Genomic DNA, 13348 nt, shown 5'->3' with positions numbered 1-13348 from the left:
TATATTAATATTGTGGGACGTTTACATTTTCATTCCCATTTTTTCATAAGACTGCATACCGCCCATCCAAATCTCAGATGGTTTGACGCCACGTTCTTTAGCCAAGGCCATCATTAACGTATTCATATCCATCAATTTATATTCTTGCTTTGGCTTGGCTGGATCGAATGTTTCAATCTGTGCCATCATACCGCCATCTTCGTGCTCAATGATATGGCAGTGATACATATAAACCCCTGGCAAATCAAAGCGAACCAGCAGCCGAACCGTTTCACCAGGATTCACGCCAACGGTATCTTTGAAACCATGTTCATTTGGATACGGCGCATGCCCATTCCGCGACAAGACTAAGAATTGGGTTCCATGCACATGGAATGGATGAACCATTCCAGGCGCATCATTGCTATTGGTAACATCCCAGTACTGGGCTTTGCCAATTGGTTGAGTGGCATCAATCCGCTGCATGGCAAACTTTTTACCATCAATCGCAACACCTTCGTCCATCCCCTGCATCACAACGTGGCGAACTGGCAAAGCCGGGTCAACCACTGGTGCCTTCACATCGAACAACTTATCAGGCAAGGTAGTCTGATCCGGTTTGAACGCATGAATGCGGAACTTTAGCAATGGCACATCATCCGTATATAAGGTGACCTCGTCGCCTTCATGGTATTGGCCAAAATCAACAATCACTTCGGCACGCTCAGCACAAGTCAGCATCAAATGGGTAAATTTGACCGGCTCCGGTAACAGTGAGCCATCCCCGCCAATTTGCGTAAATGGCAGGTCATCGGAAAAATGCAACCGCCATTCACGGCGATTAGCACCATCCAGAAAACGCAACCGGACCTTTTGCGTGGTGACATCAAAATAGGGATTGATTGTACCGTTAATCATTGCAGTTGGCCCAGCAACACCGTCAGGATCATAATCAGCCCGGTAGTCCCACTGGTTGTTCTCATGAAAACGCCGGTCTTGCAAAATGACCGGAATATCGTCAACGCCATAGTTCCTTGGCAATGGCAGGCTGGCTTCATGGTCGTCTTTGACAATCACCATGGCAGCCAAACCATGCCAAACCTGCTCGGCTGTGGATGGGCACGGATGCGCGTGCAGCCACAAAGTCGTCGCCGGTTGTTCCAATGTGAAGTCGATATGCTTACTTTCACCCGGATAAACAGGCGCATGGCATCCGCCATCAACATAAGGGCCACTGACATTAGCCCCATGCCAATGAAAAGTGGTCAACTCAGGCAGGGTGTTTTTCAGTGTCACATGCGTATGCTGACCACGGCGATACACAATCGTCTGACCTAACAGACTGGTATTATAGCCCCACGTCTTGGTCTTCGCCCCAGGTAACAGTTGCGTTTCCCCAGCCTCTGCTGTCACCGTGTAATAAACGTCGGTCGCCGTCTCTTTATCCGGTTTCAACAACGGCGGCACATTTAAGGGCTTCTCAGGCGCATCACTGACCTCAAGCGGCATGTACCCGCCATCGTGGAGATCAAACGCTGGCTCATCAAAGAAATAGTCCGTATAGGTTTTCATCGTGATTTCCCCCTCTGACAAGAATTTTAACACTTTTTAGGGTTGCCATAAACATAATTTAGAATTAATCTAAAGTAGTATCGAAAAATGGTATAGGTCTTATCCATACACTTGAGGAGGATTTTCATGCAACAAATGTCGAAAACAATGGGCTGGCTCATGCTGGCGTTAAATGTGGTGCTGCTGATTCTAATTGGTACCAGGCACAATATGGCAGCGATGTGGTTAATGGGTCTGATTATGACTTTGGACGCTGTGACAGGGTTAGTTGCCGCTTATCGGCCCCAGTCAAGTCAACAACACGCCCACCAGCACTAGTTTGTTAAGAAGTTGCTGCAAGACCTTTCAAGGAGTCATTGATCGGCGTTATATGTTGGCATATACATATGTTGAATATATCATGTGTCTGTACTTAGATGAACAGTCACATGAAAGAGGGTCGTTTAATGCAGCAACTGTCAATGACGCAGAAACAAACCATGACGTCAGCCTTACGGGTTGAATATTTTTCAACGGCATGGATGGCATTTGAGTGGTAGATTGCAAATTTAATCCGAATTTTTGGACAAATTTGTCAGCATAACCTGATACGGTGTTTGCCAGTTGAGTATTTTAAGCGGTCGCTGGTTAATTTGGAGTAACGTCGTCGTTAAATCTTGAGCACTAATGTGCTCAAAACGAGTCCCTTTAGGATACAAATAACGTAAATTCCGATTGAAGCGTTCATTACTACCACGTTCAGCTGGCGTATAAGCATGGCAGTAATAGGTCTTAATACCATATTGTGATTCAAGTGATACTAGCCCACTAAACTCAGTGCCACGGTCCACAGTAAAGCTGTGCACCGGACCATTAAAAGTGGTTAGGAACTTAGTTAGTGCTTCATTAACAGTCGCTGTCGTCCGATCTTTTAACCGGTATGCCCAAAGGAACCGTGATTTTCGATCGATTAAAGTTAATAAAACTGCCTTACTATGCCCACGAGGACCAACGACTGTATCTAGTTCAAAATCGCCGATGCGCTTACGTTGATTAATCATCATGGGACGCTGTTCAATTGATCGCCCCAAAGATTGATTATATTTGGATCGTTGGTCAACGTTACGCCGTTGGCGTACGCCATGTTCAGGTGGATCATTCAAGGAGAAACCAATTCTCCCCTGATTTAGCCAATTATAAATAGATTTAGTAGCTAGTTTAAATTCGTGAGCAATCATTCCTGATGACCAGCTTAGACGTAAATGGTTGAGAATTTTTTGCTTTAACTCATCGCTCAGCTTAGTTTTCCGACCACATCGTGATCGCTTGTATTCGGCATCTGTTTGTGCTAATTCAGCCTGATAAGGTTGACATCGAGATAATTCATAAGAAATTGTTGACGGTGATCGGTTCAGCCGAACGCCCATTTGGATATTGGACAGCCCTAGTTCACAAAAGGTTTCGATTTTAATTCGTTCGGAATAGGTTATACTAGACAAAAGATCAGCTCCTAAAAGATGGGTTTGTGGTAAACACCATTTTAAAGGAAGCTGATCTTTTTTGTCCGAACAGCGTTCGGATTAATTTTACAATCTACCAAACGGGATTGTATTTTTATTTAGTAATTAGTTTAATCACTATTATTTGGTTATTTATATCTTTAACAACACCTAAACCGAAAAATATTATAGTTGCTGCACAGAGAAGTCAACTTTCGGTTCAGTATAAAGCTAGACCGGAAACAATACAACCAGGTACGATTTTAACAGAATATGTTAACCTTCATGCCTCCGCCAACTATTTTTCTGTGCAGATTCATGATAAGTCAATGGTGAAAGTATCATTGCAAAATCTTAAAACCCACCAAAAATTTATCTTTGATGATACAGGATCAGTATACAAATTGAGACATCAACTTTCTACTGGATGTTATCAGCTCAAAGTTAGCAACAGCAGTAGCAAGCCACAAGTTATTGATATTGTGCATACGTACCATTACTATTTAAATAAGTATCCACTAGTTGTTAATGGAAAAGCAAGTAAAACAGCTTCTTTTATTTTTACAGCCATGAAAAAAAATAACTTTGTACGGTAAAAATTTAGTCTGTTTATAGTCTGCTTAGGAAAAGGTAATCAGGGTAGTTGAGCAAGTCATTCGAACCGAATACCGTGCTTTTTACAAATGGTAATTTAGATGATTTTTCACTAGTTAGACAATAACAGGGTTATGCAACCGTGATATATTATGATCCAGATTTAAAACCCTGTAAGGTTGAAATGATTGGACAATGGCAAGAAAAACCATCAATGATTTTTAGTACCCAAGAGCATCAACAAGATTTAGTTTATTTGTCTAGTCAACTTAGCTTAGTTCAGCTAGAAAAGGCACCACATACCGTATCTTAAAGCATGACAAAACTAAATAAATTTTTCTTGGTGAATGTAAAACTGATCTTATTATTAAGACTAGTTAGATTGAGAAAATTTAAAAACAATTAAAAGAGCAACAAGATATGGACGATCAGTACGAAAAACAAATATAGGATGTTATCAACCATTAAACTACAAACCGGTTAGCCTAAAGACAACTTTAATGCTGCATTATTAACGCACTAGGTGAAGATTACAAGCAACAAAAATAAAATACAAAGTAGGAAATAACGAAAAAGCGACGGCAACATCAGATTTAACTGATCGGAAATTGGGCAGTTCTAATTCACAAAAGGATGCGATTTTAATTCTTTTAGAATGGTTATACTAGAAAAAATACCAGCCCTTAAAGAATGTGTTTGTGGTAAGCACATTCTTTAAGGGCTGGTATTTTTTCTAAAAGCGTTCAGATTAATTTTACAATCTACCTTGGGAGCTTGAAGAAAATAAAGTACTCGTGTCATTGGCCAAAAAGATTTATGGACATGTTGATGTAATCTTTTTAAATGCTGGCATTATGCCCATCGCTCCTCTATCAGCTTTAAAAATTAATGAGTGGAATAACATGATTGATATTAACATTAAGGGAGTTTTAAATGGTATTGCTGCTGTTCTGCCAGAATTTATAGCTCAGAAGTCAGGACATATTATTGCTACATCATCTGTTGCCGGTTTAAAAGCTTATCCAGGCGGTGCCGTTTATGGCGCAACCAAGTGGGCAGTTCGTGATTTAATGGAAGTTCTGCGTATGGAATCAGCGCAAGAAAAAACGAATATTAGGACCGCTACATTATATCCGGCAGCTATCAATACTGAATTGTTGGGGGCTATTACTGATAAACAATCAGCTCAAGATTTTGATTCGATTTATGAACAATATGGTATCACACCAGATCGAGTTGCATCAGTTGTTGCTTTTGCGATTGATCAACCAAACGATGTCAATGTTAATGAATTTACTGTTGGGCCAACAACACAACCTTGGTGATCAAGTAAAAAAACAAAGATAAGAATGAAGAAGGCAATCAAATGCGAAAAGTAGTTTTTGCTGTACTTTGTTCTTTTCTTTTTATTCTAGTAGTAGTTATCGACATCAATCAAGGTTACACGCATTTTCGAGATTCAAATGATATTCGTTCTGCTACTAAAAGGAAAGGGACGACGTCATCAGCTAGTAGTCAAAAGAAACCTTTAATTATTTATTTTTCACGTTCCGGAACTAATTATCCAAATGTTCATCTCAAAATCGGACATACAAAACAACTGGCGATGTTTATTTCAGATAAGACTCATGGAGACCAATATGAGATTGTTCCTGCCAAACCATATCCCAAAAATTATCAGAGAACTGTTGATCAGGCACAAAGAGAACAGCAAAATAATTTGAGACCATCAATAAAAGGAAAGCTTCATGATGTTTCTAAATATCGAACAATCTTTATTGGTTATCCTATTTGGTGGAATGAGCCCCCTATGATTGTTAGAACTTTTATGGATCATGAGAATTTAAACGGTAAGACTATTATTCCGTTTTCAACAAATGAAGGATCGGGATGGGGTGATTCATTACAAATTATAAAAAGATATTATCCACAATCTCATTTTTTAAAAGGCTTTTCTGTCACGGGATCAGCAGTGGATAATGATCATAGTCGTGTGAATAGATGGTTAGCTAAACTCGGTTATTAAATTGAATAGGGAGTTGACAGTTTGTTAAAAAGATACCCTTTGGCATTATATACTCTTTGGTTCACAGCGATGGTAATATTTCCACTACCTTTAATTCTGTTGATTAACCATACAATGCTTACTTCTAGCATCAATCAATTGTTTTTGATTGACATCGGGGTAATTGCCTATTCTTGGTGGCTTTTTGAAGTTTATTTATCGCTGAGACCTAGATGGCTGGATCAATTAATTGGACTTCCTGCATTATATTTTGTGCATAGTTTTCTTGGCATTGGAGCTCTGTTACTCGGATTTATTCACTGGCATTATTTATTATCTATGGATCAATGGATTACTTTGTCAGGTGAGGCAGCTTGGTATATGGCCTTTGGGGTTGCCCTTTATTCAATCTTCTTTATGTCCGGTTGGATTGTAGATCATTTTAAGATAGCAAATGATATAAAAAGAAAATTACAAGTTTTTTAAAACATGAATTGTCTCTTTGGATCCATCGTTTAAACCTTTTGGCGATTGTATTAATTCGGTTGCATGTTCATCTTATTGGTAGGATTAATATCCATACTTCATTTATGTTGTTATTTGACACGTATACATTTGTGATTATTAGTAGTTATTTGTGGCATCACGTAATTTGTAATAGAAATACGTCTTTAGGATATGTGTTTGATACCGTAAGCATTAGTCCAACAGTAATACAAGTACAAATCAAACTGACAAACAATGATGTAATATATCAAGCCGGTGATTACTTCTTTTTATCTTTTGAAGGTGTTAATGGTATCTCCAGTGAGCCGCATCCATTCTCTGTTACCAATATTCCCAATATAGATCATCCAATTGTTTTTACGATTCGTAAACTAGGGGACTTTACACAGAGCTTAAGTACTCTAAAAAGAGGGGATAAAGTATTGTTGGAAGGGCCTTTTGGACAATTTTCATCAATCATTGAACAAGATAAAAGTCAAGCACCGCTTATCATGATTGGTATGGGCACTGGTATTGCACCATTACTGGGATTGGCACAGCAATATATTAAAAGACGAAAAATTAGAGTCATTTGGACAACTAAAAACAATTTTGAACAGTATATTGATTATCAGTCTTGAAATGTCAAATTAAGTTAGAAATAACATAACTGTTTATCTGTGATATTTTCCATGAATACCTCAATTGGTGTTTTATAATTTAATGATTTTCTTGGAATATGATTACGCCGGCTACTGACTTGTTGAACTAAAGCATTTGGTAAATTGCGAAAATCCATGCTCGCCTTAGTTATCAGTTTTCTCGTTGCCCTCACTGTGGTTTTGCATCGCTGATTAAAAATGGTACTACTTTGACAAAACTCCGTTTGCCGACACTCAATGGCCCAATGAATTTATTGTATCTGCGAAAACAAAGTTATTTTTGTAAATCTTGTCAGACTACTTGTGGTGCCAACACTCCAATCGTTGAAAAGAATCATTCTCTTACCAGAGGTCTCAAATCTGCTGTTGTTAAATTAGCCAAACAATCACTCCCTGTTACGACGATTGCCAAACTAGTCGGGATCTCTCCTAGTTCAGTTACACGGATTTTATATCATGATTTTCAAAGGCCTCAGCGCCTAGCCAAACTTCCTGAACATCTTTGTTTTGACGAATTCAAATCAGTTGCCAGATCGTATTCATTTATTGCCATCGATGCCAAAAAACACAATTTGATCTCAATTCTTGATGACCGCTTGTCTAAAAATATTTGTGCTTACTTTGAAAATCGCTATTCTCTAGAGGAACGTTCAGCTGTCAAATCGGTTGTCATTGATTTAAATGCCAATTACCAGCTTTTCATCAGACGACTTTTCCCGCATGCTAAAATCATTATTGATCGCTTTCACATTGTTCAATTGGTAAATCGGGCTTTCGATCAGCTTAGGGTTACAATTTTAAAGCAACAAAGCGATAAGTATAGCCGGATTTACAAAGCTTTAAAAATCAATTGGCGTTTGTTTCATAAAGATACTGAAAAAATCAATCGTTCAAAAACACAATACTTCAGAGGGCTTAACGAATATATGACGCAACAGAACCTGATTGATTTAGGGCTTAGTACTAATTCAAAGCTTAAATACACCTATGAAACAGCTCACCAAATCCAAGAAGCAATTAAAAAACAAGATTCAAAAAAGCTCAGACAAGTTCTAACTAATTACCAAAAACAACAATCTCCAATGGATACTTCAATTACAACCCTAAAGAAAAATCTAAAATATGTTTCAAACAGCTGTGAATCATCACTTTCCAATGGACCTATCGAAGGAATCAATCGTAAAATCAAAGCACTTAAACGGATCTGTTACGGATTCAAAAACATGGATCATTTTTATGCCAGAATTCTTTTAATTGTAAAATAAAGAAGCCCCCTATTCAGAGGACTTCATGGCTTCACCAATACGATTTGACGGAGACCCCTTAAAAGCTAACTTTCATCTGTTTAGTGTTATATAGTGAACCTATCTCAACTTTTTTCTGGTTAACTCTATAAAAGAACGCGTAACTTTTACCTATGACTACACGGTATGTTGGTTGATTAAAACCATATTTTGTTGCTATATTTTCGGCTAGGTATGGATACCGTTTCAACGCTTCTGTACTTTTATAAATACTAGAAACAAACTCGCTGATTTTATCATCTGATAGTTCAAGTTTTTGTTGCCAATATGATATTGTAGCTTCTAATGATTTTTGAAATGATTCTGAATATCTTAGTTCATACATTATTTGCCCCAACCATATTTTCCAAACTTTTGTTTCATAGCTTCTTCATTAATCCATTTTCCTTTTTCAAAATCCTCAAAGCTTTTTTCAATCATTTCTCGATCACGTTTGATATTTATAGATTCAAGATCTAAAATCAATTTTTGACCATCTTGTTTGTACTCTATTTTATCTCCTTCGTTTAGGCCAAGATATTTAGGGAAAATGCTACCAGTGGAATTTCCAATTCTACGTATTGTTAGTTCAGGCATATTTATGCACCTCTTTTTTCTTTAAATTATAACATGTTATAACATTGCTGTAAAATGGTTAAAAACTAATAAGTGTGCGTTTGGAGTGTACCCTATTGTAACTATCTAGAAAGTGCATTATTATTAGTTACATATAAGTGACCCGGAGGTGCTCTGAAAATGACTAAAATTGGTTATGCGCGTGTTAGTACCCGAGATCAAAATCTAGCACGCCAACTTGAACAACTAAAAAGTGCTGGAGTGACCAAAATCTTCCAGGAAAAAATTTCTGGTAAAGATGCTGATCGTCCCCAGCTGCAAAAAATGCTGAACTATTTGCGTGATGATGATGAAGTAATTGTCGTTAGCTTGGATCGCTTAGGTCGTAACTCTAAAGATCTGACCGATATTATCGAAGCAATCCGCCGCCAAAACGCTACATTAAATGTTTTAAATTTACCAAGCTTTGCTGGCGTTGAGGATCCTAATCTACGAAACCTGATTACTAACATTATTGTTGAGCTTTACAAATATATTGCCCAGGAAGAACGCGAAACAATCCGCGAGCGCCAACGACAAGGAATTGAGATTGCTAAAAAACAAGGTAAGTATAAAGGAAAGGTCCGTGAGTATGGGCCCAATTCCCCTAATCGCCAAAAGCGTTATATTTACAAAGAAGCTTGTAAGCTGTTAGACCAAAAAAAAACCGGCAAAGCTGATCTCACGAAGAGACAGATTGCCAGAATGTTAGGGATTGCTCCCATTACTTTGTATCGGATTGAAAAGTATCATGCAGAGGAGGAAAGGTTATCCCTATAGTTCGTTTTCTTTGGTACACTTGATAAAAAAGTTAATGGAGTTGATTTTATTGAATAATGATCACGTAAGTATACCCTTCTTTTAGAGCTTCAACTTTGCGTTCATCTAATTAATGGTCTTGTTTTTAAAAACCATGATTCATCATTTTCAAAAATCATAAATAGCGCTGAACTATCCAGCAAAACTTGATAACCATCATCAGATTTATCAACTTTAATATCTCTAGATTCAATTTTTAAATTATTGTTTGCTATTACACTTGAAATACAGTTTCTTATTTCTTCTGAAATCTGATCTTCAGAAGCACTATTAAGTGTCCTACTAATGCTTGAATGAACTACACCATACAGTAGACCCTTAACATGGGGGTTTCCGAAAATAGTACCTGAAAAAAGGGAGCATTTGTTGTCTTCTAATATGAAATACAAACTACATAAATGTAAATATATATAGTTCAAATATTGGCCAAGGACTATTAGGTTTATTACCTTAGGGGATTCCCTATCGTCAGTGAAGTCAATTGGTAAATTATATTTACCTCTTACATCAGTTGTGTATCTAAATTCATCACTTTTTGGACTTAGCTTATCAATAGACTCTATAATATCAAAAAGGGAGTGTCAAGAAGTTTGTGTAAATGGGAATCCCTTTCCCCTGTAAAATTAAACTATTAATCGAAAAGTGATTCTAACGTGTCTTTGACTTGACCAAAACCACGATGACTACGATTAAAGTATTTTTCGTTGTAGCTTATGACTTGAACTCCGATAAAATTGTCTAAAGATTTTTCGTTTGGAAACTGTTCTTTGGGTTTGGTCCTGCGTTTAATTCTTTTGTTCAGTGATTCTAAGATATTGGTTGAATAAATTGTTGGTCGAATAGCAGGAGGAAAGCTCAAGAAAGCTAAGAGTTCATTTTCAATGGATTTAAGTTGCTGGATCAGATTAGAATACAGTTTCTCCCAAGCACCATAAAAATCATTTAAGATCTTGTGTGCTGCAGTTACATCGGTCGCTGAATGCAATTCTTTAAAATCATTTAAGATTGCTTCACGATCTTTTAAACGCACATGCGAACCAATATTACGCATAACATGTACTAGGCATCTTTGGAATTTGGCTTTCGGGAAAGCGTGCAATAATGCTGGCTGCAGACCAACCATTCCATCTGCGATGATCAACTGGACTTGCTTTAATCCTCGTTGTTTAAGATCTTCTGCCATTTCTGACCAAACTCCTGCGTTTTCACTTGGAGCGATTCGATAATCAAGAACTTCTTTGATGCCGACAGGTGTAATACCTAAAGCAATATAGACTGCCTCTCTTTGAACTGAATCACGGCGTAGAGGTAGGTAAGTTGCATCTAAGAAGGGGCTGTGCCATAAGTCCCTAAGTGAAAGAGCTTCACCAGAGAAAGTAATGATTTTTCTGGTGAAGCTCTTTTGGTATAATTAAAAATAAAAAAGCACTGGTTACAGCCAGTACTTTCAAAAACAATACCCCTATAGAAAGGATAATCAAAATGTACAATAATTATAACATAAATCAGACTGTACTTAGTATTAAAACTGACTGGGAGCCAAAAGAAAATCATCCTGCACGGATGATTAATCAAATAGTTGAAGACCTTAAAATTAATGATCCTTACATCTTTGGACGACCGCGTAAGTATGATCTGCGTGTACTTTTAAAATTAATTTTGTTTGCGTACACAAAAGGTATCTTTAGTAGTCGCCGTATTAATACCTTGGCAGAAGAGAATTTGGCAGCCCGTTGGCTGACACAAGAACAGGTTCCAGCCTACCGAACAATTTGTCGTTTTAGAATTTCAGATGAAGTTGAGAGCTTGATTAATCAATGTATTCTAAAACTAACCAAATATCTGAAACAAAACAATTTTATTGATGAAGTTACTTTTATTGACGGGACTAAAATTTTAGCTGATGCCAATAAATATAGTTTTGTTTGGCGTAAGAATACGATTCGTTTTGACAAGCTTAATCGCTCTGCGATTATAACCCTTCTGGAAGAATTAAATGACGCTAAGTTTAAGTGTCAGCTCCCAGCAGAGACAGATCTTACTTTAGAAATGCTTGATGAAATTACCTTGCGGTTAGAAAATGACTTGAAAGATTTGAATAAAAAGATTGAAAAAGAACATATCTCTCCAAACCCAGACAAGTCAAGGCGTCGAAAACTAAAATCTTTAAAACGAAAACTTAAGTTACGGCAAACTAAATTATTAGCTCATAAAATACAAACCAGAATTTATGGTAAAAGAAATAGTTATTCAAAAACAGATCATGATGCAACTTTCATGCGTGTTAAGGAAGATCCAATGCTCAACGGACAGCTAAAACCGGCTTATAATCTACAAATCGCCACAAGTAAACAATTTGTAACTGCCTTCGGCATTTTTCAAAATCCAGGAGATACCAAAACATTAATTCCTTTTTTACAGCAACAAAAAGCAGCTGGAACTTTAGGTAAGTATATTGTGGCTGATGCAGGATACGGTTCAGAATCAAATTATCGATATCTCGAAGATGAATTACCTGAACATACAGCGTTAATTCCATATGGGACAATGTTAAAAGAAAATAGTCGCAAATGGAAAAGTGATGACCGTAAGGTCATGAATTGGGCGTATCATCCTAAAGACGATTATTTTATTGATCTGCAGGGAGTTAGATTTAGTTTTTATGCTTACCGTAAGCGCAAAGATAAGTACGGATTTGTACGTGAATTTAAAGAGTATCAGGCAAACAAATACGATAACGATTTTAAAATTGATCACCGAGCATTCACTAAAAACGGAAATCCTCGTAAAATAAGTATTAATAGCGCATGGGAGTATTTCAAAGCTAAGGAACGCAAGTTGCTTTCAAATCACCAAACTGGTTCAATTTACGGACAACGTAAAATAGATGTTGAATCAGTTTTTGGTGGATTGAAGGCTTGTTTGGGTTTTAAAAAATTTTCGGTTAGAGGTCTTGAGAAGGTAAAAAGGGAAGCTGGAATTGCCTTGATGGCAATGAATATTAGAAAATTGGTGGCGAAAGGCACCAATTATAACTGTTTTATAAACAAAAAGAAGAGATTAGTGAAAATCAAAGAACGATTTTCACTAATCTCTTCTATTTTGAAGGACTTATGGCACAGCCCCAATAGCTCGTTGATGAAAAGCTTCAATCTGTTTTGTTACCTGAGCAGTGATATTAGAAACAGTAGTAGGTGAATAATAAGAGCCATACATTTTTTCAATCAAATCTGCAATTTCACGGGTCGTAACGCCCTTGGAATAAAGCTGAATGACTGTTGTTTCTAAAGCGTCCTGACGACGAGAATAGGCTGGAAGCAGGTGGTTATGAAAATGGCCCTTACGTCACGCGGCACAGCAATCTTCAACTTACCATATTCAGAGTCAATTAAGCGATAATACTGGCCATTGCGAGAATTGCCCGAATTAAAGCCGCAGCGGTCATAAGGATCATAACCAAGCAAAGCTGTTAGTTCAGCTTGCAAGATTCGATTAATAGCTGTTTCGAGTTGTTGACGAAAAAGTTCTTTAACATCTCCATTTGATAATAGAGTTTTGGTTAAATCTTTGGTAAACTGGTCCATGGGGAATCCCTCCGTTTTGGTTTGGTTTGACGATTTAATCATACGGGGAAGGGATTCCCTTTTCAATAGGATTTTTATTCATTTACACAAACTATTTTATACTCTCCAATCTAACAAAAAATAACTACTACTCATTCTTATCATTGAAGTGAACCCTTAAAATTGGACATATGATTTATGCTACTTTCTGAACGGCGAGTTCCCGGTACTTTACCGGTGACTTACCGTTCAGTTTTGTTTTAATACGACGTTTATTGTAAAAATCAATCCA

14 protein-coding genes and 4 pseudogenes are annotated in these 13348 nt (G+C 37.3%); 10 read left to right on the top strand and 8 right to left on the bottom strand.

Going from position 1 to position 13348, the window contains the following annotated elements:
* Positions 1–21: 21 nt before the first annotated feature.
* Positions 22–1551: a multicopper oxidase domain-containing protein gene (locus FFX44_RS10195; RefSeq protein WP_289980624.1), complete on the bottom strand. Its 1530-nt coding sequence runs from the start codon at positions 1549–1551 to the stop codon at positions 22–24.
* Positions 1552–1677: 126 nt separating this feature from the next.
* On the opposite strand from FFX44_RS10195, the gene FFX44_RS10190 reads away from it, so the two are divergent.
* The gene (locus FFX44_RS10190; protein WP_261909699.1) at positions 1678–1869 is read left to right on the top strand and encodes a hypothetical protein; all 192 of its coding nucleotides are present in this window, start codon (positions 1678–1680) and stop codon (positions 1867–1869) included.
* Positions 1870–2099: 230 nt separating this feature from the next.
* Here FFX44_RS10190 and FFX44_RS10185 read toward each other — a convergent pair whose 3' ends face one another.
* Positions 2100–3029, bottom strand: coding sequence for an IS30-like element ISLpl1 family transposase (locus FFX44_RS10185; RefSeq protein ID WP_261909698.1), 930 nt, complete (start codon positions 3027–3029; stop codon positions 2100–2102).
* A gap of 26 nt (positions 3030–3055) precedes the next feature.
* Here FFX44_RS10185 and FFX44_RS10180 point away from each other — a divergent pair, with 26 nt between their 5' ends.
* From FFX44_RS10180 to FFX44_RS10155, 6 genes and pseudogenes are all read left to right on the top strand, one after another.
* On the top strand, positions 3056–3625 hold the full coding sequence (locus tag FFX44_RS10180; RefSeq protein ID WP_261909678.1) for a hypothetical protein: 570 nt from the start codon (positions 3056–3058) through the stop codon (positions 3623–3625).
* 46 nt (positions 3626–3671) lie between these two features.
* Positions 3672–4169: pseudogene (locus tag FFX44_RS10175) on the top strand (nickase); the annotation flags it as partial.
* A gap of 230 nt (positions 4170–4399) precedes the next feature.
* Positions 4400–4948: pseudogene (locus tag FFX44_RS10170) on the top strand (SDR family oxidoreductase); the annotation flags it as partial.
* 41 nt (positions 4949–4989) lie between these two features.
* Positions 4990–5649, top strand: a complete 660-nt coding sequence (locus tag FFX44_RS10165; protein WP_261909679.1) for a flavodoxin — start codon at positions 4990–4992, stop codon at positions 5647–5649.
* Positions 5650–5670: 21 nt separating this feature from the next.
* Positions 5671–6114: a hypothetical protein gene (locus FFX44_RS10160; RefSeq protein WP_261909680.1), complete on the top strand. Its 444-nt coding sequence runs from the start codon at positions 5671–5673 to the stop codon at positions 6112–6114.
* A 38-nt stretch (positions 6115–6152) separates the two neighbouring features.
* Complete coding sequence (locus tag FFX44_RS10155) at positions 6153–6755, top strand: FAD-binding oxidoreductase (RefSeq protein WP_289980618.1); 603 nt, start codon at positions 6153–6155, stop codon at positions 6753–6755.
* 14 nt (positions 6756–6769) lie between these two features.
* On the opposite strand, the pseudogene FFX44_RS10150 reads toward FFX44_RS10155, so the two are convergent.
* A pseudogene (locus FFX44_RS10150) lies at positions 6770–6916 on the bottom strand (IS30 family transposase); the annotation flags it as partial.
* Here FFX44_RS10150 and FFX44_RS10145 point away from each other — a divergent pair.
* Positions 6899–8041, top strand: coding sequence for an ISL3 family transposase (locus FFX44_RS10145; protein ID WP_354669256.1), 1143 nt, complete (start codon positions 6899–6901; stop codon positions 8039–8041). The pseudogene FFX44_RS10150 and the gene FFX44_RS10145 sit on opposite strands and share 18 nt — an antisense overlap.
* Before the next feature lie 58 nt (positions 8042–8099).
* Here the strand turns inward: FFX44_RS10145 and FFX44_RS10140 are convergent, their stop codons facing one another.
* Both FFX44_RS10140 and FFX44_RS10135 read right to left on the bottom strand, forming a co-directional pair.
* Positions 8100–8405: a type II toxin-antitoxin system RelE/ParE family toxin gene (locus FFX44_RS10140; RefSeq protein WP_261909682.1), complete on the bottom strand. Its 306-nt coding sequence runs from the start codon at positions 8403–8405 to the stop codon at positions 8100–8102.
* Entirely contained in the window at positions 8405–8656 is a 252-nt protein-coding gene (locus tag FFX44_RS10135; RefSeq protein ID WP_261909683.1) for an AbrB family transcriptional regulator, read from the bottom strand. The genes FFX44_RS10140 and FFX44_RS10135 overlap by 1 nt, the downstream gene beginning before the upstream one ends.
* A 159-nt stretch (positions 8657–8815) precedes the next feature.
* Between FFX44_RS10135 and FFX44_RS10130 the strand changes: the two genes are divergently transcribed.
* Positions 8816–9454, top strand: coding sequence for a recombinase family protein (locus FFX44_RS10130; protein WP_261909684.1), 639 nt, complete (start codon positions 8816–8818; stop codon positions 9452–9454).
* A gap of 670 nt (positions 9455–10124) precedes the next feature.
* On the opposite strand, the gene FFX44_RS10125 is transcribed toward FFX44_RS10130, so the two are convergent.
* Positions 10125–10874 carry an IS256 family transposase gene (locus tag FFX44_RS10125; RefSeq protein ID WP_289980716.1) on the bottom strand — a complete coding sequence of 250 codons (750 nt, stop codon included), beginning with the start codon at positions 10872–10874 and terminating at the stop codon, positions 10125–10127.
* 101 nt (positions 10875–10975) lie between these two features.
* On the opposite strand from FFX44_RS10125, the gene FFX44_RS10120 reads away from it, so the two are divergent.
* Complete coding sequence (locus tag FFX44_RS10120; RefSeq protein ID WP_289980613.1) at positions 10976–12691, top strand: IS1182 family transposase; 1716 nt, start codon at positions 10976–10978, stop codon at positions 12689–12691.
* Here FFX44_RS10120 and FFX44_RS10115 read toward each other — a convergent pair.
* Together FFX44_RS10115 and FFX44_RS12655 are read right to left on the bottom strand one after the other, a co-directional pair.
* Positions 12620–13077, bottom strand: a pseudogene (locus FFX44_RS10115) (transposase); the annotation flags it as partial. The gene FFX44_RS10120 and the pseudogene FFX44_RS10115 overlap by 72 nt on opposite strands.
* 175 nt (positions 13078–13252) lie before the next feature.
* Complete coding sequence (locus FFX44_RS12655) at positions 13253–13345, bottom strand: IS3 family transposase (RefSeq protein WP_354669255.1); 93 nt, start codon at positions 13343–13345, stop codon at positions 13253–13255.
* Positions 13346–13348 lie beyond the last annotated feature (3 nt).

The sequence above is a fragment of the Lactobacillus sp. UCMA15818 genome (assembly GCF_030400225.1).
GTDB lineage: Bacteria > Bacillota > Bacilli > Lactobacillales > Lactobacillaceae > Liquorilactobacillus.
The sequence above is the reverse complement of the archived record's forward strand: the minus strand, read 5'-3'. Positions and strand labels throughout refer to the sequence as shown.

Coding starts and splice junctions, on each gene's coding strand:
- FFX44_RS10195 (WP_289980624.1), bottom strand. CDS start 1,551: ATGAAAACCTATACGGACTATTTCTTTGATGAGCCAGCGTTTGATCTC.
- FFX44_RS10190 (WP_261909699.1), top strand. CDS start 1,678: ATGCAACAAATGTCGAAAACAATGGGCTGGCTCATGCTGGCGTTAAAT.
- FFX44_RS10165 (WP_261909679.1), top strand. CDS start 4,990: ATGCGAAAAGTAGTTTTTGCTGTACTTTGTTCTTTTCTTTTTATTCTA.
- FFX44_RS10140 (WP_261909682.1), bottom strand. CDS start 8,405: ATGTATGAACTAAGATATTCAGAATCATTTCAAAAATCATTAGAAGCT.
- FFX44_RS10135 (WP_261909683.1), bottom strand. CDS start 8,656: ATGCCTGAACTAACAATACGTAGAATTGGAAATTCCACTGGTAGCATT.
- FFX44_RS10130 (WP_261909684.1), top strand. CDS start 8,816: ATGACTAAAATTGGTTATGCGCGTGTTAGTACCCGAGATCAAAATCTA.
- FFX44_RS10120 (WP_289980613.1), top strand. CDS start 10,976: ATGTACAATAATTATAACATAAATCAGACTGTACTTAGTATTAAAACT.